Source organism: Youhaiella tibetensis (assembly GCF_008000755.1).
In the GTDB taxonomy this organism is placed as follows: Bacteria; Pseudomonadota; Alphaproteobacteria; order Rhizobiales; family Devosiaceae; genus Paradevosia; species Paradevosia tibetensis.
This window is the reverse complement of record NZ_CP041690.1, coordinates 1,057,490-1,076,485: the sequence shown is the minus strand read 5'-3', so window position 1 is coordinate 1,076,485 and position 18,996 is coordinate 1,057,490. Positions and strand designations below refer to the sequence as shown.

Below are 18,996 nucleotides of genomic sequence, written 5' to 3'. Positions count from 1 at the left end.
AACTATGGGCCCCGGCCTTCGCCGGGGAAGCGTGTCTAGCGGTTTGGGGCGCGCCCAAGCGCCACTTGACCGTCCCTACCGCGCTACCTGAGCCTGCAGCTTCTTGAACAGTTCCGGCCCCGGCATGGCGGCGCCGAAGGCGAAGCCCTGGGCGTAGCGACAGTTGAGCGAGCGCAGGCGCTCGACCTCGTCCAGCGTCTCCACGCCCTCGGCAATCACCATCAGGTCGAGATCGGCGGCGAGCGCCACGATCGAGCGGATGATCGGCACTTGGGTGTGAGCCATGCCACCATCCTCGCCGATCTGCACGAAAGGCGCGGCGATCTTGATGGTGTCGAAGGGGAAGCGGTGGAGGTAGCTCAGCGAGGAGTGCCCCGTGCCGAAGTCATCGAGCGCCAGGCCAAGCCCGAGGCTGCGCAAGGTCGAGAGCATATAGGCCGAGTGCTCGGGATTGGTCATCACCTGCCCCTCGGTCACCTCGAGCTTGAGGTGCGAGATCAGGTCCTTGTTGCCGCTGGCGAGGCCGCGGATGTCGTTGAGCAGCGATTCGGAGGCGAGTTGGCTGGGCGAGAGATTGATCGAAACGAAGAAATCCTCGCCTAGGCCCGGCAGGGCCTTGAGCCATTCGCGCGTCTGGTTGGCGGCCTGCTCGAAAGCGAGGCGGCCGAGGCGTTCGATGAGTCCGGAACGTTCGGCGAGCGGTATGAACTCTTCCGGGTTCACCACGCCGCGGCTCGGATGGTTCCAGCGCATCAGCGCCTCGGCGCCCGATATCTGGCCGGAATTGATATCCATGATCGGCTGGTACTGGACTTGCAGTTCCCCGGCCTTGAGGCCGCGGTCGAGATCTTCCTCGCTGGCGCGGTTATAAGCGGTGATGGAGCGGGCCGAGGCGCGGTAGGCCTCGATGCGGTCGCCACCAAGGCGTTTGGCGTAATACATCGCCAGTTCGGCATCGCGCAGCACGTCGGCGGCGGTGGCCGGGTTGCTGTCGTAGATGGTGACGCCGATGGAGGCGGTGAGCGTCAGGTCGCGGTCGCCGAAGTTGAACGGAGCCTTGAGGGCCTTGCGGATCTGCTCGGCAGTCTCGGCGATGCGGCTGGCGGCCTGCTCGGAGGCGAGGATCACGGCGAACTGGTCGCCGTTGATGCGCGCGACCGTATCGAGCGGGCGCATGACGCGTGAGATGCGGCGGGCGATGGCGAGCAGGACCGAGTCGGCGGCCGAGTGGCCCACGCGCTCCTCGAGGTCCATGAAGCGGTCGATATCGATGAGGAACACGGCCGGCTTCACCCCGCCCGGGGTGCGGGCGCGGATGAGGGCGCGGTCGAGCCGATCGAGGAACAGTTGCTTGTTGGGCAGGCCCGTCAGGCTGTCATGGACCGAGTCGTGGAGCAGGCGCATGCGCGATGCGCGGTCTTCGGTCACGTCCTGCAGGGTGCCGACGATGCGGTTGACCTGGCCGTCGCCGCCCAGCACCGGCTTCACGCGCATGCGGAAGGTGCGATAGGTGCCGTCGTGGGTCGCCAGGCGCATGTCGGCGGAAACCTTGCCGCGCCGCAACTCGACCAGGGTGTCGAAGGCCGTCCGGAAGCGATCGCGATCCTCGGGGTGCACGCGGTCGAGCCAACGCTTGATGGCGCCGCGCAGCGCGCCACGGCGTTCGCCCAGGCGCGTGTTGAGCTCATCGGATACCGACACGCGATCCCGCTCGATATTCCAGTCGAAGACGAAATCGCCGCTGCCGGTGAGGGCGAGGGCGCGGCGCTCGACTTCCGAGAGGGTGCCGATGGAAACCTGCCCGTCCGAGAAGGCATGCTGGACGGCGGTGAAGCCCAGCAGCATGACGATAAGTACAAGGCCGCCGGCCACGGCCGGCTGGGCCACGTCGTTGGATACCTGGCCCGAGACCACCAGCCAGCCATAGAACAGCCAGGCGATGTAGATGATCCAGGTCGGCACCAGCAGCACGGCGCGGTCGTAGCCGCGCAGCGCCAGGAGGAGAATGAGGAAGAAGCCGGAGATCCCCAGCAGCACCAGCACCAGCCGCGCCACCGTCACGGCGATCTCGGGCTGGAAGAAGGCGAAGCCGAATAGGGCCAGGAACACTGCGGCCAGAGCCAGCGCGAGATGGATGAAGCGCAGATGCCAGCGGTGCAGGTTGAGATAGATGAAGAGGAAGCCGGCCAGCGTCGTCGCGATGCCCGCCTCCGCGGCCGCCCTGAACGGTTGCATCGAGCCGTTGCCGACGCCGAGCAGGCGTCCCATAACACCGAAATCGATGAGGAGATAGGCCAGCACCGCCCAGGCGAAGGCGGCCGTCGCCGGGAATACGCCTCTGCCCCGCACCACGAACATGACGGTGAGGAACACCGCGGCCAGGCTGGCGATGCCGAGCACCACGCCACGGAAAAGCGTGAAGGAATTGACGTAGTCGCGATAGGCGTCGGGCTTCCAGAGATAGAGCTCGGGAAGCTGGTCGGAGGCCAGTTCGGCCACGAAGGTCACCGTGGCGCCCGGATCGAGGGTGATCTCGAAGACGTCCGATTCCGGGTCGGCCAGGCGAACGGGGCGGATGCCGGCGCTCGGGGTCAGTACGTGGACGCGATCCGAGCCGAGATCGGGGTTGAAGACGCCCGAGCCGGGCAGCCGGAAGAACGGCGCCACCAGCAGGCGATCGATCTGCACGTCGGAATCATTGCGCAGCGCGAAAAGGGCCCAGTTGGGATTCGTCCCGGGTTCGGACGCCAGCACCTCGATGCGACGGATGATGCCGTCTTCACCGGGAGCGGTCGAAAGCTGCACCCGCCCGTTATTGCCGGGCACGATGTCGATGGCCTCGGTCAGGTTGACGGCATTGACGTCTTCGGGAACGGAAATCACGTCGAACGCGGCGGCAGGAAGCAGGCCAGCCACGAGAAACACGAGCGACATCGCGAGGGTGATGAACTGACGCATTAGGCGGCGGGTTTTCCTAAGTCTTTTCGCGATGCGCGAAAGTGGTAGCGGGGATTTCCGCATAGGACAAGCCAACGTCGCAGGCGCCAGGCCGAAGCTGTGGGAACGTGCCTCAGGCGAAGCGGCGGCGGCGACGGGCTTCGTAATGTTCGCGGGTCAGGCCGAACAGGACATGGTCGGCCCATTTCCCATCGATCTGGAGATATTTGTCGGCGTAGCCTTCTTCCTTGAATCCATTCTTTTCGAGCACCCGCCGCGAGGCGAGGTTGTCGGGCAGAAAAGCGGCGTGAATGCGGTGAAGTCCGAGCGTGTCGAAGACAAAAGGCAGCACCGCGCCAACGGCCTCGGTCATGTAGCCCTGCCCGGCAAACGGCTCGCCCATCCAGTAGCCAAGCGTCACGAACTGGGCGGCACGACGCCGGATGTTGGAAAGGGTCATGCCACCGACGAGCTTCTGGCGGTCCCCTTCCATGACGAAGATGAAGAAGGTGAAATCGGTGCCCTGCTCGGCTTCCTGCTTGCCGCGCCGCAGCCGCGCGAAATAGACGCTGCGGCCCAGGTCCGCCTCGGTCCAGCGCGGCTCGAAGGGTTTGAGGAAACTGCGGCTCTGGTGGCGAAGGGCGCGCCACTCCTTGTAGTCGTGCGGCTGGGGAGCGCGCAGGATTACGCGCTCGCCGTGCAGTTCCGGAGTCTTGTCACGCGAGGACCAGGGCCAAAGCACGCCACACCTTAGTGCTTAAGACGTTCGCCGATCGAGACGTAGTCCGGGAGCTTGGACACAGGTCCGATGCCGGCCAACGAGACCTCGTTGGTGGCAAAGATCTGGTTGGCGACGTGTTTGACCCGGTCGGCGGTGATGCGGTTGATGCGGTCGACGGTTTCCTGGAGCGGAATGGTCCGGCCCCAGAGGATCTGCTGGCGGGCCAGCTGGCCGGCGCGGGCCGAGGGGCTTTCGAGCGACATCAGGAGGCCGGCGCGAATCTGGTTGCGCACGCGGGTCACTTCCTCTTCGGTGATGGTCTCGGTGGCGCGGCGCAATTCGTCGAGCACGACAGGGACCAGTTCGGCCACCTCGTCCTCGCCGGTCGCGGCGGCGATGCCGAAAACGCCCGAGTCCTCGAACGCCCAATGGAAGGCGTAGACCGAGTAGCACAGACCGCGCTTCTCGCGCACTTCCTGGAAGAGGCGCGAGGACATGCCACCGCCCAGGATCGAGGCGAGCACCTGGGCGGCGTAGAAACCGTCCGAGTTATAGGCCCTGCCCTCGAAGCCGAGGACGATATGGGCCTGCTCGTGGTCCGACACCAGCCGCTCCTCGCCGCCCACGTAGCGGGCGCGCTCCGGATCGGGAGCACCATTGCGCTTGAGGTTGTGGAAACGGTCGTTGGCGATGTCCACGAGCTGGTCGTGGTTCACGTTGCCGGCTGCGGCGACCACCATGCGCTCGCCCACATAGTTGCGATCCATATAGTCGCGGATGGCGGGGGCGCCCATGGTGCGCACAGAATCGGCGGTGCCCAGGATGGTGCGCCCGATCGGCTGGTCCGGAAACGCAGCCGACTGGAAGAGGTCGAAAACGTGATCGTCCGGATTGTCGCGCGCCGCGCCGATCTCCTGGATGATGACGTTGCGCTCGCGGTCGAGTTCGTTGGAATCGAACATCGAGTTCTGCAGGATATCGGCCAGGATATCGGCAGCGAGGCCGACATCTTCCTTGAGAACGCGGGCAAAATAGCCCGTGTGCTCGATGGAGGTGGCGGCGTTGAGGTCGCCACCGACATTTTCGATCGTTTCGGCGATCTGAAGCGAATTGCGGGTCGCAGTGCCCTTGAAGGCCATGTGCTCGAGCAGGTGGGAAATGCCGTGCTCGTCCTTGCGCTCGCTGCGCGACCCTGCCTTTACCCAGACCCCGAGCGATGCGCTTTCGAGGTGGGGCATGTCGTCGGTCAGGACGGTCACGCCGTTATCGAGCGTCGTAGTTCTCACGCTGAACTCTCCTCCGTGGGCTTGGCGCTGCGCTAACCGCAGGCTGCCCGGTTTCAGGCGCGGGTGCGCGTCTTGATATAGGTCTCCACCGCACCCTGGTCGTTGGCCAGAACGTCGAAGCGCTCGGGCCGTTCGTTGAGATCAGCCAACCACACCGGCAGTGCCGGTTCAACACCCGTCGCAGCCTTGACGGCCGCGGGGAACTTGGCGGGGTGCGCCGTGGCCAGGCTCAGCATGGGCGTAACGCCCGAAAGATTAGCGCGGGCGACATGGACGCCGACCGCGGTGTGGGGATCGAGCAGGTAGCCGGAATCGGCGAGCGCCGAGGCGATGGTGGCGCTGGTGGCCGCCTCGTCCGTGGTGCCGGACTGGAATTCGGCGCGGATCGCGGCCAGGGCCGGGGCCGGCACGTCGAAGCCTCCCGACTGCTTGAGGCTTTCCATCATGGTGCGCACCTGGGCAGCATCGCGCCCGGCGGCCTCGAAGAGCAGCCGCTCGAAATTGGAGGAAATCTGGATGTCCATCGAGGGGCTGATGGTGGGCGCCACGCCATTGACCTCGTAGCGCCCGCCGGCAAGCGTGCGCTTGAGGATATCGTTGGCATTGGTCGCGATGATCAGCCGGTCGATAGGCAGACCCATGCGCTTGGCGGCGTAGCCGGCGAAGATGTCGCCGAAATTGCCGGTAGGCACGGTGAACGAGACCTGGCGATGCGGGGCGCCGAGCGAGACCGCCGCGGTGAAGTAATAGACGATCTGGGCGACGATCCGGCCCCAGTTGATCGAATTGACGCCAGAAAGGCGCACCGAGTCTCGGAAGCGGTGGTTGTTGAAAAGCCCTTTGACGATGTTCTGGCAGTCGTCGAACGTGCCCTCGAGGGCGATGTTGTGGACGTTTGCGTCGAGCACCGTCGTCATCTGCCGGCGCTGCACGTCGGACGTGCGCCCCTTGGGGTGCAGGATGAAGATGTCGGTGGTGTCGCGGCCACGGAAGGCTTCGATAGCGGCCGAGCCGGTATCGCCTGAGGTCGCGCCCACGATGGTGGCGCGCAGGTTGCGCTTGGTCAGCACATGGTCCATGGCGCGGGCCAGGAACTGCATGGCCACGTCCTTGAAGGCAAGCGTGGGGCCGTGGAAGAGTTCGAGCACGAAGTGGTTGGGTTCGAGCTCGATGATCGGGGTCACCGAGGGGTGCCGGAACGTGCCGTATGCCGCTGTGACGATCTCGTGGAGGTCGGCATCGGGGATGTCTGAGGCGGAAAAGCGCCGGATGATGTCGAAGGCGACTTCGGCATAGGGCTTCCCCGCGTAGGCAGCTATTTCGGCGGGGGAAACCTGCGGCCACGTTTCCGGCAGATAAAGACCGCCGTCGCTCGCGAGACCGGCAAGCATGGCATCAGAAAAACTCAGCGCAGGCGCCAGGCCGCGCGTCGAAACAAACTGCATAGATTGGATGCATCCGACCAAAAGTGGGATGCAACCTATTGAAACGGGCCGTGCGCCGCAAGTTTCATTCTACTTGCCTGCTTGCCCGCGCCGCTGGCGCAAGATCCAGAAGCCCAGCATGATTGGCGTAATGAGCGCAAACGCGTACCAGGTCATCGCATATTCGAAGTGTCGATTGGGAAAGGCCATCACCGTTTCCCCGCCCTGCGGCAGCGCCCCCGCCTCCCCGGCCGGAAGGTCCACGTAAAGGGGAGCGACCGGTGCGAGCGCGGGATCGAGAAGCTCGGCCAGCCGTGCGGGATTGCGCACCCACTCAATGCGCTTGGCGGCGTCGGCGGCTGGGGTGAACGAGTTGATCTCCTCGGGCTGACGGGCGAGGCCCGTCACGGTGACGGTGCCGGCAGGCGTCGAGGGATCGTTAGCGAAGTCGGCCCGGCGCGGCTCGGGCACATAGCCGCGATTGACGAGGACCGTGCCACCGCTGTCGAGCGCGAAGGGCACGACCACCCAATAGCCCGGGCCGGAATACATGCCCTTGGTTTCGCTCAGGCTGGTGAAGACCTCGATGGTCTGGTCCGGAACAAAATGGCCGGTCAGGGACACGGGGCGGAAGTCGAAGTCAGCGGGGACAATCGAGGACCACTCCGCCACAGGGGGCAGAGGCTCGGGCGCGAGGTGGCTGCGCTGCTCGACGGCGGCGATCAGCGCTTCCTTCTCGCCCAGCCGGTGCATCTGCCAGGTGCCGAGGTAGATGAACAGCGCGACGAGCGCCGCCATGAAGACGATGAAGCTCCAGAAGACCCAGGGACGCCCCCGGGCAGTAGTCGTAGCGGTCACTGGTGGCCCTCATGGGCGTCGTGGCGGTACTGCAGGGCCACCATGATGGCCTTGAAGGGCGGCAGCAGCGCGAAGCAAAGGATCAGCGTGATCGGCACCCACAGGGCCAGGTGCACGAACACCGGCGGGTGGAAAAGGATATCCACGATGAGCGCCAGCCCCATCACCAGGAAACCCACCACGAAGATGATGAAGATGGCCGGGCCGTCGCCGCTGTCGGCAAAGGCAAGATCGAGACCGCACACGCTGCATTGCGGGGCGACCTTGAGGTAGCCGCGGAAGAGCTTGCCCTCTCCACAACGCGGGCAGCGGCAAAGCGCGCCGGCCTTGAAGGGGTTCACGGGAGGAAAGGTCTGGCTCATCGGCTCGTCCCTAAAGAAAACGGGGCGCGGATTGCCGCGCCCCGAACGATCTGGTTGCGGACGCTTAGTGCGTCGCCACGCCCCAGCTGCCCCAGATGTAGATCGAGGCAAAGAGGAACAGCCACACCACGTCGACGAAGTGCCAGTACCAGGCGGCGAATTCGAAGCCGAGATGGTTCTTCGGGGTCAGGTCGCCGGCCTGGGCGCGGACGAGGCAGACCAGCAGGAAGATGGTGCCGATGATGACGTGGAAGCCGTGGAAGCCGGTCGCCATGAAGAAGGTGGCGCCATAGAAGTTACCCGAGAAGGTGAACCCGGCATGGGTGTATTCGATGGCCTGCACGATGGTGAAGAGCACGCCGAGGGCCACGGTCAGCGCCAGGCCGGCCTTGAGGCCGCGACGGTCGCCATGGATCAGGGCATGGTGGGCCCAGGTCACGGTCGTGCCCGAGGTCAGCAGGATGATAGTGTTGAACAGCGGCAGGTGCCAGGGGTTGAAGAGCTCAACGCCCATCGGAGGCCAATGGCCGCCGGTCGCCTCGACGCGGGCATACTGCTCGGCATCACCGAAGCGGAAGAAGCCGTCGAAATAGGCCCAGAACCAGGCCACGAAGAACATAACTTCGGACGCGATGAAGAGCATCATGCCGTAGCGATGGTGCATCTGCACTACGGGCGTGTGATCGCCGGCATGGCCTTCCTTGATAACGTCCGACCACCAGCCGTACATGGTGTAGAGGGCACCGATGACACCGATGACCAGGATCCACGGCGGAGCCATGTTGTGGAACCAGAGCACGGCGCCCAGAGCCATCACGAACAGCGAGACGGAGCCGACAAAAGGCCAAGGGCTGGGATTTACGAGGTGGTAGTCGTGGTGTTTTGTAACCGCGGCCATGTCAGCTTCCCTTATTTATCTGAAGCGTAGAAAGTGTAGGAGAGCGTGATCTCACGAACCGTATCGAGATCCTTGTTCTCGTTCAGGTCGGGATCAACGAAAAAGACGACCGGCATCTCGACGCGCTCGCCGGGCTTGAGCGTCTGCTCGGTGAAGCAGAAGCACTCGATCTTGTTGAAGTAGACGCCTGCCCGGTCGGGGCTGACGTTGAAGATCGCGGTGCCGGTGACGGTCTTGTCCGAATTGTTGACCGCCACGAAGTTGATGGTCTCGGTGGAACCGATCTTGCCCGTGATGGGCCGCGCCGGCGTCACCGTCCAGGGAAGGCCGCCATCGACGTTGGAGTCGAAGCGCACGGTCATCTCGCGGTCGATGACGCCCTTGGGGTTGGCATCGGCGACCTGCGTGGTGCCACCGTAGCCGGTCACCTGGCAGAAGATCTTGTAGAGCGGCACGGCCGCATAGGCGACGCCCACCATTGCGGCGACCACGAGCACCAGCACATAGGCGATGCGGTGATGGCGGCGCGAATTGACGATCGGCGAAGAGTCTTGTGCGTGTGCCATGCTCAGAGGTCCCGGTTGAAGATGGCCGGGCCCATCTTGACGATGGTCAGCACGTAGAACAGGACCACGACCACGCCCAGAACGACCGCCAGAGCGATCGATCGCTTGCGGCGGCTGGCGAGACGCGCAGCCTCCTTGGGATCTACGGGAGTGGGTGCGACTTCCTTGGCCATCATGCAAAACCTCCGAACTGCGCCAGATAATGGTCGGCGAGAAGAGCGAGGAAGATGATGAGCAGGTAGTAGAGCGAGTACGTGAACAGCTTCTTGCCTGCCTTCTTCATCTCCACACCGGTGCGGCGATAGAGCTGCAAGGCAAGGACGACGAACCACACGCCGGTTACGGTCGCGACGGCCGTGTAGGGCAGGTGCGAGAAACCGATGAAAGACGGGATAAGGGTCGAGACAAGCAGCAGGACCGAGTAGACCAGGATCTGCACCTTGGTCGACTGTTCGCCCGCAACGTTGGGCATCATGGGGATACCGGCTTCCTGGTAGTCGCTCTGCTTATAGAGCGCCAGCGCCCAGAAATGCGGCGGGGTCCACATGAAGATGATGAGGAAGAGAGCGATGCTCTCGATGCTGATGGTGCCGGTCACGGCAGCCCAGGCCACCATCGGCGGGAAGGCTCCGGCCGCGCCACCGATCACGATGTTCTGGGGCGTCGAGCGCTTGAGCCACATCGAATAGATGACGGCGTAAAAGAAGATGGTGAAGGCGAGGAAGCCTGCGGCCAGCCAGTTGGTGGCCAGGCCCAGCGTCATCACCGAAAAGCCCGAGGCGATCAGGCCGATGGCCAGAGCGTCGTTGCGTTCGACGCGGCCGGACGGGATCGGGCGGTTGCGCGTGCGGCTCATGACGGCGTCGATATCGCTATCGTACCACATGTTGAGCGCGCCCGAGCCACCGGCGCCGATGGAAATGCAGAGCAGGGCAATGAAGGCGATGACCGGATTGATCGGGCCGGGCGCCAGCAACAGGCCGACGATGGCCGTGAAGATGACCAGCGACATGACGCGAGGCTTGAGCAACGCGAAGTAGTCGCCTACCCGCGCGCCACCGGCAATCGCCGGAACGTCCTTGCTGTCATGAAGATAGGTCACTCGCTTTACCCTTCGTGTGGTGGGCGCCCCGACCCGGGACGCCCGCATTTGTAAGCCCTGGGACGCGCTTAGTGCGTCTTGGTGGATTCGATGCGCGGAAGCACTTCGAACTGGTGGAACGGCGGCGGCGACGACAGCGTCCATTCCAGGGTGGTTGCACCCTCGCCCCACGGATTGTCCGGAGCCTTGCGCTTCTTACGGGCAGCTTCGACCAGCAGGTAGAGGAACACGAGCAGACCCACGAACGTGATGTAGTAGCCGATCGAGGAGACGCGGTTCCACAGCGCGTAAGCATCGGGATAGTCGATGTAGCGGCGCGGCATGCCGGCGAGGCCGAGGAAGTGCTGCGGGAAGAAGATCAGGTTCACACCGACGAACGTGATCCAGAAGTGCACGTGCGCCAGGGTCTCGTTGTACATGTAGCCGAACATCTTCGGGTACCAGTAGTACCAACCCGCGAAGATCGCGAACACGGCGCCCAGCGAGAGCACGTAGTGGAAGTGGGCAACCACGTAGTAGGTGTCCTGGAACGAACGGTCGACGCCGGCATTGGCGAGCACCACGCCCGTCACACCACCAACGGTGAACAGGAAGATGAAGCCGATGGCCCAGACCATGGGCGGACGGAAGGTGATCGAGCCGCCCCACATGGTGGCGATCCACGAGAAGATCTTAACACCGGTGGGCACCGCGATGACCATGGTTGCGGCAACGAAGTAGCGCTGCACGTCGAGCGAAAGGCCGGTCGTATACATGTGGTGAGCCCACACGATGAAGCCGACGAAGCCGATGGCAACCATGGCGTAGACCATCGCGAGGTAACCGAAGATCGGCTTGCGCGAGAAGGTCGAGACGATGTGCGAGATGATGCCGAAGCCCGGCAGGATCAGGATGTACACTTCGGGGTGACCGAAGAACCAGAACAGGTGCTGGAACAGGATCGGGTCGCCGCCACCTTCAGGCGCGAAGAACGTGGTGCCGAAGTTGCGGTCGGTCAGCAGCATGGTGATGCCGCCGGCGAGAACCGGGAGCGACAGCAGCAGCAGGAACGCGGTCACGAGCACGGCCCAGGGGAAGAGCGGCATCTTGTGCAGCGTCATGCCGGGGGCGCGCATGTTGAAGATGGTGGTGATGAAGTTGATCGCGCCAAGGATCGAGGAGATACCCGCGATGTGCAGCGAGAAGATCACGAAGTCCATGGCCGGGCCGGGCTGACCGGAGGTCGAGAACGGCGGATAGATCGTCCAGCCGCCACCAGCGCCGTGCAGACCGGCCGGACCCTCGACGAACATCGAGATGACCAGCAGCAGCAGGGCCGGGGGAAGGAGCCAGAACGAGATGTTGTTCATGCGCGGGAACGCCATGTCCGGGGCGCCGATCATGAGCGGCACGAACCAGTTGGCGAAGCCGCCGATCATCGCCGGCATCACCATGAAGAAGATCATGATGAGGGCGTGAGCGGTGGTGAACACGTTGAACATCTGCTTGCCGGCATCGAGGGCAACGTCGCCGTCAACGCCGTAGACCATGGCCGCCAGGCCATGGAAGATCTGGATGCCGGGCTCCTGGAGCTCCATGCGCATTGCGCCGGAGAGGAGACCACCAATCACACCCGCGATGATCGCGAAGATAAGGTACATCGTGCCGATGTCCTTGTGATTGGTCGAATAGACGTAGCGGCGCCACCCGGTCGGGTGACCGTGGTCGTGGGAGTCGTGCCCAGACCCGTGTGTGGCAGCCTGCTCGAGAGCGTGTTGTGTAGTGTCAGCCATGGCGGCGTTCTCTCTCTTTACAGTATTCGCGGCTTACTGAGCCGCCACCAAAGTTGCGTTGGCCGTCTCGACGTCGCCGCTCTCCTTGAGGGAGGCGAGCCAGGTCTTGAACTGGTCGGCACTCACGACGCGCACGGCGATCGGCATGAACGCATGGTCCTTGCCGCACAGTTCCGAGCACTGACCGTAGTAGATGCCTTCCTTGCGGGCATTGAACCAGGTCTCGTTGAGGCGGCCGGGGACGGCGTCAATCTTGATACCGAAGGACGGAACCGTAAAGGCATGGATCACGCCCGAGGGGCTCGCCGTGACCTGCATGCGCACGGTGGCGTTGACCGGCACGACCAGCTCGTTGTCCACGGCCAGGAGGCGCGGCTCGTTCGGCTTGTTGGCGGTGCGGTCCGCTTCGTTGAGCATGTAGGAGTCGTAGGACTGGTCGTCGTCCACGTAGGTGTAGTTCCAGTACCACTGCTCGCCGGTCGCCTTGATGGTCAGCGAGGGAGCGGGAACGTCGACTTCACCCCAGGAGAAGATGGAGTTGCCCAGGTACTTGCGCTGCCCATCGGGAACCGTGAGCTGGTCGGTCAGAACGGCGAAGGACGGGATGGCGATGATGATCAGCACCACGATCGGCAGAACGGTCCAGACGACCTCGACGAGCGTATTGTGCGTGAACGTGGCCGGCTTGGGATTGGATTTCGCGTTGAAGCGGAAAATCACGATCGCCAGAAGCACGAACACCAGCAGGACGATGCCCGAGATGATCCACAGCAGCAGGTTGTTGTGGAACGCTTCGATGGAATCCATGATCGGGGTCACCGATTCCTGGAAACCGATTTGGCCCGGGTCGGGCCGTCCGGCCTCCACAGCCAGCGCGACGCCTGGCAGAAGTGCCAGCGGCGCAGCCAGCGCAGCCCCCAACTTACGGAAGAACTGTGCGGTCACCTATAACCCCCTATACTTCACAATTGCGTGCGACGGGGTTGAGGCGAAATGTGCGGCATAGGACAAGCCGCCCCGACTCAACCTCGGAGCGTTTCTTCACTGGTGGTGACCTAAATCACATCCAATTGCGCGAGTCTACGACGGTGATATGCACAAGGATGCGTCAAAATGCGCCGCGAATGGGCAACGCCATATGGTTGCCGCAGTTTTCGGGATGTCGTCGCGCGCCTGGGCGGGCAGCGTTGACAAGGGCCTGACGCCCCCGCAAGAAGGCAACAGAGCCTAGAAAACGGTCCGATTCGACTGGGAGAAAAGAGCCAAGTGAAGCATCCATTCAAGCGCAGCGTCGCCGCCGCAATCGCCCTTGCGGCCACGGTCTGCCTGCCGGTGCTCCCCAGCCAGGCGCAGGGATTGGTCAAGGCGCAGTACGGCGACTGGCAGATGAGCTGCGACACGCCGCCCGGTGCGACCGGGGAGCAGTGCGCCATCATCCAGAACGTGACCGCCGAGGACCAGCCCAATGTCGGGCTCTCGGTGATCGTACTCAAGACCGCCGACAAGCAGGCGCAACTGCTGCGCGTCCTTGCGCCGCTGGGCGTGCTGCTGCCCAACGGGCTCGGGCTCAACGTTGACGGCAAGGACATGGGGCGCGTCGCCTTCGTGCGCTGCCTGCCCAACGGGTGCGTGGCCGAAGTGGCCATGGACGCGGCGCTCATCGATACGCTCTCGAAGGGCACGAACGCGATCTTCGTCGTGTTCAAGACGCCGGAAGAAGGCATCGGCATTCCGGTGTCGCTCAAGGGCTTCGCCGACGGGTTCGCGAAGCTGCCGTAAGGCTTTCCGCAAGGGGGCTCCATGGAAGAACGCCGTCGCGCGCAGCGTCACCGCACGCTCAAGGGTGGCTCGATCGTCTTTAACGAAGGGCGCTCGGCCATCGATTGCACCGTTCGGAACCTGTCCGAGATCGGTGCCAATCTGCGCGTGACGAGCGTCGTGGGCATCCCGGACGAATTCATCCTGCAGATGAGCGACAAGACCACGCGCGACTGTCGGGTGAGCTGGCGCAAGGCGACCGAACTCGGGGTCGCCTTCGTTTCCTAGATTTCGGCTGCGTCGAAGATGCGGGTCAGGTCGCCGCCCCACTCGCCCCGATAAAGATCGAGCCAGCGTTCGGCCGGCGTCTTGCCCAGGCGCAGCGTCTCTTCGAGGCAGGCCAGGTAGATGCTCTCGTCCTTGCCCATCGGATTCTTGATGTCGCGACGCGCCAGGCCCGCGCTGGCGATGGCCACCATTTCGCGAGCCAGGTCTCCGACCGTGCCGAAGCGCAGGTCGTTGCCGGGCACCGGGGTCTGCAGGGCAAGGCGCGGCACCTCGTTGCGCAGGTGCTGGCGGTCGAACTCCGTCCAGTCCTTGACGAGGTCCCAGGCGGCATCGAGCGCGATGTCGTCGTAGAGAATGCCGGTCCAGAGCGCAGGCAACGCCGTGATGGCGGCCTCATCGCCCATGTCGGTTCCGCGCATCTCCAGGAACTGCTTGAGGCGCACCTCGGGGAAGAGCGTGGAGAGGTGATCCTCCCAATCCTTGACGGTGGGCTTTTCGCCTGGAAGCTGCGGCAGGTTGCCTTCGAGGAAGGTACGGAAGCTTTCGCCTGCCACGTTCACGTACTGGCCGTTGCGGATGACGAAATACATCGGCACGTCGAGTGCATAGTCGACGTAGCGCTCGAACCCCATCCCCTCTTCGAAGGCGAAGGGCAGCATGCCCGTGCGGGCAGCGTCGGTATTGAGCCAGATGTGGGAGCGGAACGAGAGATAGCCGCTCTCCTTGCCGTCCACGAACGGGGAGTTGGCAAAGAGCGCCGTGGCGACCGGCTGCAGCGCCACGCTCACGCGCAGCTTCTTGACCATGTCGGCTTCCGAGGAGAAATCGAGGTTGGCCTGGATGGTGGCGGACCGGAACATCATGGAAGTGCCGAGCGTGCCGACCTTTTCCATATAGGGCTTCATGATGCCGTAGCGGGACTTGGGCATGGCCGGGATTTCGGCCACCGACCAGAGCGGGGTCACACCCAGTCCGAGGAAATGGATACCAAGGCGGCTGCCGATCTTGCGGCTGACGGCCAGGTGCTCGGCCACTTCGATGGCGGCGTCGTGCAGCGTCTCCATGGGAGCGCCAGAAAGCTCGAACTGCCCGCCCGGCTCGAGCGAGATGCCGCCCGAGGGGCCGAGATTGCGCAGGCCGATCGGGTTGTCGTGGTCGTAGAACGGATGCCAACCGGTTTCCGCCTCGATGCCGGCCAGGAGCTCGTGGATCCCGTTGGGGCCCTCATAGGTCACGGGGCGCAGCGGGTTGCGGTGGAACACGTGCTTTTCGTGCTCGGTTCCCACGCGCCATTCGGACTTGGGCTTACATCCCCGCTCGAGCGCCTCGATCAAGTCAGCGCGCGATTCAATCAGGGGCGAGTGAGAAGAAGCGCCGGCCATGTAGTCCTCTAGGATTGGAGTGGGCGGAACATATCGGCTCGCAAGCCGAAAGCAATCCCTTTATCGCCAATCACCGATGGTTGCTTGGATAACCGCCAGCGCCGCAACCGCGGCGGTGTCGGCGCGCAGGATGCGCGGCCCCAGGCTGATCGGGACGGTAAAGGCTTGCGCGAGGAGCTTTTCACGCTCCTCGGGCGCAAAGCCGCCTTCCGGTCCGACCAGCAGGCCGACGGGGCGGCCGGCCAGAGCCCGTAGCGCTTCGATGGGTGATGCGGAGGCCTGGCCTTCGTCCGCGAAGACCAGCGCCCTGGCCGGATCCCAGGACGCCACAAGCTTGTCCAGCGCGATATCCGCCATCACCTCGGGAACGGTGAGAACTTCGCATTGCTCGGCAGCCTCGATGACATTGGCCCTGAGCTTTTCGGCATTGATCCGATGCACCTGGGTGAAACGGGTGATGACCGGCTGGATCGCCCCTGCCCCCATTTCGGTGGCCTTCTGCACGACATAGTCGAGGCGCGCCGACTTGAGCGGGGCGAAGCCGTACCAGAGGTCGGAGGGCGGCGATTGCGGAGCGGCCTGCTCGATGAGCTCGAGAACCACGGCCTTCTTGTTGGGGTTGGCAATGCGCGCCAGCCAGGCGCCGTCGCGTCCGTTGAAGACTATGACCTCGCCGCCTGTGGGCATGCGCAGCACGGCGCCGAGATAGTTGGACTGGTCCCTGTCGAGCGCCAGGGGCTCCCCCCTGGCAAGGGAGGGCTCTACGAACAGTCGCGGCAGCGATGAATGAGTGCGGGGCATTGACTTGGTCCGCATGGGGGGTACGTTCCGCCCCGGATTAGCCTATCGGAGTGTCAGGATGCAAACCGGCAAGGTCGCAGACGCCCAACGTGGTAACTGGGTGGATGCCTTCGCGCCCGATTGGCTCAAGCCTTACGCCCGGCTGGCGCGCTGGGATCGCCCCATCGGCATCTGGCTGCTGTTCTGGCCGTGCGCCTTCGCCCTGGCACTAGCCGCGGTGGCGCGCCCGGCCGTGGGCTTCAATTTCTGGTATCTGCTGCTCATGCTCGTCGGCGCCACGCTGATGCGCGGCGCGGGCTGCACCGGCAACGACATCGTCGATGCCAAGATCGACACCATGGTTGCACGCACGCGCTCGCGCCCCATCCCTTCGGGCGCGGCCTCGCGTACCCAGGCCGCGGTGTTCCTCGTCGCCCAGTCGCTTCTCGCCCTCGTCATCCTTCTCCAGTTCAACCTGCTCACCATCGTGCTCGGCATCGCCTCGCTGGTGCTGGTGGCAATCTATCCGTTCATGAAACGCGTGACCTGGTGGCCGCAGTTCTTTCTGGGGCTGGCCTTTTCCTATGGCGCCATCGTGGGCTGGACGGCCCAGATCGACAGCCTCGGCTGGCCGCCGATCCTGCTCTACGCCGGGTGCATCCTGTGGGTCATCGGCTACGATACGATCTACGCCCTCCAGGACATCGAGGACGACACCCTGATCGGAGTCAAATCGACCGCCCGTCTCTTCGGTAGCCGCACGCGCCCCATCGTCGCCGGCATCTACGCCGGGGCGTATATCCTCTGGGTGCTGGCGGCCCTGGCGGCGGGAGGCGGGTGGCTGTTCGTGCTTGCCTCGCTCGTTCCGGGCGGGCTGATGGCCTGGCAGGTGTGGACGCTGAATGCCGATGAACCGCAGAACCCTTACCTGCGCTTCACGTCCAACCATTGGGTCGGGTTCACGCTGACGCTGGCGCTGCTGATCGAATGGGCGTGGTAGCCCCATGAAGACCCTCCAGAAACGGGAAGAGGCTGACCGCACCACGGGGTCAGCCTCTTAACGTTTTGCTCTGGAGGAAGCTAACGTTGTAGCCGGCGTGGGGAATCGGGGGCGTGATCGACGCCGGCACAAAAGAAACGCGATCGTCCGGCAGAAGTTGCACGGCGGGACGAGAATCTTTGCGGCGATCACCAGAGAGTTACCGCCGTCTTCGAGCAATTCGAGCGAAGGAGTTTCAGACATGAAATACGTCGATTTGGGCAGCCAGGGCCTCAAGGTCTCGATGGAGGGACTGGGCTGCATGGGCATGAGCGCGTTCTACGGGCCGAGCGATGAGGCCGAGAACCTCGCCACCCTCGCCCGCGCCCTCGAACTGGGCATCGATTTCTTCGATACCGCCGAGATCTACGGGCCCTTCAAGAACGAGCAGTTGCTCGCCAAGGCCTTCAAGGGCAAGCGCGACAAGGTCAAGATCGCCACCAAGGTCGGCTCGGAAGTGACCGACGAGGGCGAGCGGCGTCCGGTCAATGGTCGCCCCGAATATATCCGCAAGGCCATCGACCGGTCGCTCAGGCATCTGGAGACCGACTATGTCGATCTCTACTATCTGCACCGCATCGATCCGAACGTGCCGATCGAGGAGAGCGTCGGGGCGCTCAGCGACCTGGTGAAGGCCGGCAAGGTTCGCTTCATCGGGGTCTCGGAAGCGTCGGCGGCCACCATCCGCAAGGCCCACGCCACCCACCCGCTCTCGGCGCTGCAGACCGAGTATTCGCTGTTCGAGCGCGGCGTGGAAGGAAATGAGGTGCTCGACACCGTGCGCGAACTGGGCATCGGCTTCGTCGCCTATTCGCCGCTCGGACGCGGCCTGCTGACCGGAGCCATCAGCTCGGTCGATACGCTGGCGGACAGCGATTTCCGCAAGTCGGACCCGCGCTGGTCCGATGCCAATTTCGACAGGAACATGGACCTGGTGAACCGCATCCGCAAAGTCGCCGAGCGCAAGGGCGTCAAGCCGTCCCAGCTCGCGCTGGCATGGGTCTTCGCGCAGGGCGCGCTGGCGATCCCGGGCACCCGACGCATCAAGTATCTCGAGGAGAACGCGGCGGCGGTCGATATCGAGCTCAGCCCCGCCGACCTGGCGGAACTGGACGTGGTGGCCCCGGCCGGGGCGGCGGCGGGCGAGCGGTACACGCCCGCGGGCATGCAGTCGCTCAACCACTGAACGGCACGCACAAAAGCCGAGGCCGGTCGCACCACCGACCGGCCTCAGCTTTTTGCGATTGGAGGTCGCGAATTCCTAGTTGGCTTCCGGCTCGCCGGGCTTGCGGCGATTGAGGAAGCGCGGGCGGCGGCCGGCTTCGGCGGCCAGCTTGCGACGGCTGGTCTGGTTGCCGAGCATCACGCCGTCGACCTGCTGCGAATAGGGCAGAAGCGAACCGTCGCCGGCCTTGATGTAGAGCGGCAGGCGCAGCTTGCGCCCCCAGTTCTGCCATTCGGCCACCACGTTGTGGTTCCCCTCTTCCTCGAACACCTGGTAGTTGAGGTCGGGATCGCCGTGCACCAGCTCGATGGCGCTGGTCAGCATGCCTTCGTCCGAGATGCGGGTGGAGACGGCGACGCCGACGAATTCGGAGACCGGCACCTTGATCTTGATGGTCACGCCGCTCTTTTCGAGTGTGCGGCGCACGGTGACGGTATTTACCGGGTCCTTGGGTCCATTGTCGTTGGCGGCTCCGAACGGGGTAGCCGCAGGGCGACCGCCTGCCGGTCTGCCGCGGAACATAACGACGGATGACCCATCATTTCCCATGCCACGAACCATCTTGAAAACCTTCCTGTAAACTCTCGAGAGCTTGTTT

19 protein-coding genes are annotated in these 18,996 nt (G+C 64.1%); 4 read left to right on the top strand and 15 right to left on the bottom strand.

Annotated elements, in window-relative coordinates:
- Positions 1-75 precede the first annotated feature (75 nt).
- The 12 genes from FNA67_RS05250 to coxB form a co-directional block, all read right to left on the bottom strand.
- The gene (locus FNA67_RS05250) at positions 76-2,958 is read right to left on the bottom strand and encodes an EAL domain-containing protein (RefSeq protein ID WP_049704222.1); all 2,883 of its coding nucleotides are present in this window, start codon (positions 2,956-2,958) and stop codon (positions 76-78) included.
- Between the two features lie 112 nt (positions 2,959-3,070).
- Positions 3,071-3,679, bottom strand: coding sequence for a GNAT family N-acetyltransferase (locus tag FNA67_RS05245; RefSeq protein ID WP_147655306.1), 609 nt, complete (start codon positions 3,677-3,679; stop codon positions 3,071-3,073).
- A gap of 8 nt (positions 3,680-3,687) precedes the next feature.
- Positions 3,688-4,896 (bottom strand): M16 family metallopeptidase, encoded by a 1,209-nt coding sequence (locus FNA67_RS05240; protein WP_049707839.1) that lies wholly within the window; start codon positions 4,894-4,896, stop codon positions 3,688-3,690.
- 101 nt (positions 4,897-4,997) lie between these two features.
- Positions 4,998-6,389: a threonine synthase gene (thrC, locus tag FNA67_RS05235; protein WP_147655305.1), complete on the bottom strand. Its 1,392-nt coding sequence runs from the start codon at positions 6,387-6,389 to the stop codon at positions 4,998-5,000.
- A gap of 69 nt (positions 6,390-6,458) precedes the next feature.
- Positions 6,459-7,226: an SURF1 family protein gene (locus FNA67_RS05230; protein ID WP_147655304.1), complete on the bottom strand. Its 768-nt coding sequence runs from the start codon at positions 7,224-7,226 to the stop codon at positions 6,459-6,461.
- A complete protein-coding gene (locus tag FNA67_RS05225) occupies positions 7,223-7,588 on the bottom strand; it encodes a DUF983 domain-containing protein (protein ID WP_147655303.1) in 366 nt (121 codons plus the stop codon). Before FNA67_RS05225 ends, FNA67_RS05230 begins: the two co-directional genes overlap by 4 nt.
- A gap of 64 nt (positions 7,589-7,652) precedes the next feature.
- The gene (locus tag FNA67_RS05220) at positions 7,653-8,486 is read right to left on the bottom strand and encodes a cytochrome c oxidase subunit 3 (protein WP_049704217.1); all 834 of its coding nucleotides are present in this window, start codon (positions 8,484-8,486) and stop codon (positions 7,653-7,655) included.
- 11 nt (positions 8,487-8,497) lie between these two features.
- A complete protein-coding gene (locus FNA67_RS05215; protein WP_147655302.1) occupies positions 8,498-9,052 on the bottom strand; it encodes a cytochrome c oxidase assembly protein in 555 nt (184 codons plus the stop codon).
- Positions 9,053-9,054: 2 nt separating this feature from the next.
- Positions 9,055-9,228, bottom strand: a complete 174-nt coding sequence (locus FNA67_RS21835; RefSeq protein WP_170267152.1) for a hypothetical protein — start codon at positions 9,226-9,228, stop codon at positions 9,055-9,057.
- Positions 9,225-10,154: a heme o synthase gene (locus FNA67_RS05210; protein WP_244616479.1), complete on the bottom strand. Its 930-nt coding sequence runs from the start codon at positions 10,152-10,154 to the stop codon at positions 9,225-9,227. The genes FNA67_RS21835 and FNA67_RS05210 overlap by 4 nt, the downstream gene beginning before the upstream one ends.
- Before the next feature lie 68 nt (positions 10,155-10,222).
- Positions 10,223-11,926: a cytochrome c oxidase subunit I gene (gene ctaD, locus FNA67_RS05205; protein ID WP_049704213.1), complete on the bottom strand. Its 1,704-nt coding sequence runs from the start codon at positions 11,924-11,926 to the stop codon at positions 10,223-10,225.
- Between the two features lie 33 nt (positions 11,927-11,959).
- On the bottom strand, positions 11,960-12,871 hold the full coding sequence (gene coxB / locus FNA67_RS05200) for a cytochrome c oxidase subunit II (protein ID WP_049704212.1): 912 nt from the start codon (positions 12,869-12,871) through the stop codon (positions 11,960-11,962).
- 321 nt (positions 12,872-13,192) lie between these two features.
- Here coxB and FNA67_RS05195 point away from each other — a divergent pair, with 321 nt between their 5' ends.
- Positions 13,193-13,705: an invasion associated locus B family protein gene (locus tag FNA67_RS05195; RefSeq protein WP_371874361.1), complete on the top strand. Its 513-nt coding sequence runs from the start codon at positions 13,193-13,195 to the stop codon at positions 13,703-13,705.
- 21 nt (positions 13,706-13,726) lie between these two features.
- The gene (locus FNA67_RS05190; protein ID WP_049704211.1) at positions 13,727-13,972 is read left to right on the top strand and encodes a PilZ domain-containing protein; all 246 of its coding nucleotides are present in this window, start codon (positions 13,727-13,729) and stop codon (positions 13,970-13,972) included.
- Here FNA67_RS05190 and FNA67_RS05185 read toward each other — a convergent pair.
- Together FNA67_RS05185 and FNA67_RS05180 are read right to left on the bottom strand one after the other, a co-directional pair.
- On the bottom strand, positions 13,969-15,354 hold the full coding sequence (locus tag FNA67_RS05185) for a glutamate--cysteine ligase (protein ID WP_049704210.1): 1,386 nt from the start codon (positions 15,352-15,354) through the stop codon (positions 13,969-13,971). The genes FNA67_RS05190 and FNA67_RS05185 overlap by 4 nt on opposite strands.
- A 60-nt stretch (positions 15,355-15,414) precedes the next feature.
- Positions 15,415-16,155, bottom strand: a complete 741-nt coding sequence (locus FNA67_RS05180; protein ID WP_147655300.1) for a 16S rRNA (uracil(1498)-N(3))-methyltransferase — start codon at positions 16,153-16,155, stop codon at positions 15,415-15,417.
- A 58-nt stretch (positions 16,156-16,213) separates the two neighbouring features.
- Between FNA67_RS05180 and ubiA the strand changes: the two genes are divergently transcribed.
- Positions 16,214-17,134: a 4-hydroxybenzoate octaprenyltransferase gene (gene ubiA, locus FNA67_RS05175; protein ID WP_210246440.1), complete on the top strand. Its 921-nt coding sequence runs from the start codon at positions 16,214-16,216 to the stop codon at positions 17,132-17,134.
- A 241-nt stretch (positions 17,135-17,375) separates the two neighbouring features.
- Positions 17,376-18,359: an aldo/keto reductase gene (locus FNA67_RS05170; protein ID WP_049704208.1), complete on the top strand. Its 984-nt coding sequence runs from the start codon at positions 17,376-17,378 to the stop codon at positions 18,357-18,359.
- Between the two features lie 75 nt (positions 18,360-18,434).
- Here the strand turns inward: FNA67_RS05170 and FNA67_RS05165 are convergent, their stop codons facing one another.
- On the bottom strand, positions 18,435-18,920 hold the full coding sequence (locus tag FNA67_RS05165) for a DUF6101 family protein (protein ID WP_049704207.1): 486 nt from the start codon (positions 18,918-18,920) through the stop codon (positions 18,435-18,437).
- Positions 18,921-18,996 lie beyond the last annotated feature (76 nt).

What these genes read in the sequence shown, in the direction of transcription:
- FNA67_RS05170 (WP_049704208.1), top strand. Translation starts at nt 17,376, where the DNA reads ATGAAATACGTCGATTTGGGCAGCCAGGGCCTCAAGGTCTCGATGGAG.
- FNA67_RS05220 (WP_049704217.1), bottom strand. Translation starts at nt 8,486, where the DNA reads ATGGCCGCGGTTACAAAACACCACGACTACCACCTCGTAAATCCCAGC.
- FNA67_RS05190 (WP_049704211.1), top strand. Translation starts at nt 13,727, where the DNA reads ATGGAAGAACGCCGTCGCGCGCAGCGTCACCGCACGCTCAAGGGTGGC.
- FNA67_RS05165 (WP_049704207.1), bottom strand. Translation starts at nt 18,920, where the DNA reads ATGTTCCGCGGCAGACCGGCAGGCGGTCGCCCTGCGGCTACCCCGTTC.
- FNA67_RS05225 (WP_147655303.1), bottom strand. Translation starts at nt 7,588, where the DNA reads ATGAGCCAGACCTTTCCTCCCGTGAACCCCTTCAAGGCCGGCGCGCTT.
- FNA67_RS05185 (WP_049704210.1), bottom strand. Translation starts at nt 15,354, where the DNA reads ATGGCCGGCGCTTCTTCTCACTCGCCCCTGATTGAATCGCGCGCTGAC.
- ubiA (WP_210246440.1), top strand. Translation starts at nt 16,214, where the DNA reads ATGCAAACCGGCAAGGTCGCAGACGCCCAACGTGGTAACTGGGTGGAT.
- FNA67_RS05180 (WP_147655300.1), bottom strand. Translation starts at nt 16,155, where the DNA reads ATGCCCCGCACTCATTCATCGCTGCCGCGACTGTTCGTAGAGCCCTCC.
- FNA67_RS05250 (WP_049704222.1), bottom strand. Translation starts at nt 2,958, where the DNA reads ATGCGTCAGTTCATCACCCTCGCGATGTCGCTCGTGTTTCTCGTGGCT.
- FNA67_RS21835 (WP_170267152.1), bottom strand. Translation starts at nt 9,228, where the DNA reads ATGATGGCCAAGGAAGTCGCACCCACTCCCGTAGATCCCAAGGAGGCT.
- FNA67_RS05215 (WP_147655302.1), bottom strand. Translation starts at nt 9,052, where the DNA reads ATGGCACACGCACAAGACTCTTCGCCGATCGTCAATTCGCGCCGCCAT.
- ctaD (WP_049704213.1), bottom strand. Translation starts at nt 11,926, where the DNA reads ATGGCTGACACTACACAACACGCTCTCGAGCAGGCTGCCACACACGGG.
- FNA67_RS05240 (WP_049707839.1), bottom strand. Translation starts at nt 4,896, where the DNA reads ATGCCCCACCTCGAAAGCGCATCGCTCGGGGTCTGGGTAAAGGCAGGG.
- thrC (WP_147655305.1), bottom strand. Translation starts at nt 6,389, where the DNA reads ATGCAGTTTGTTTCGACGCGCGGCCTGGCGCCTGCGCTGAGTTTTTCT.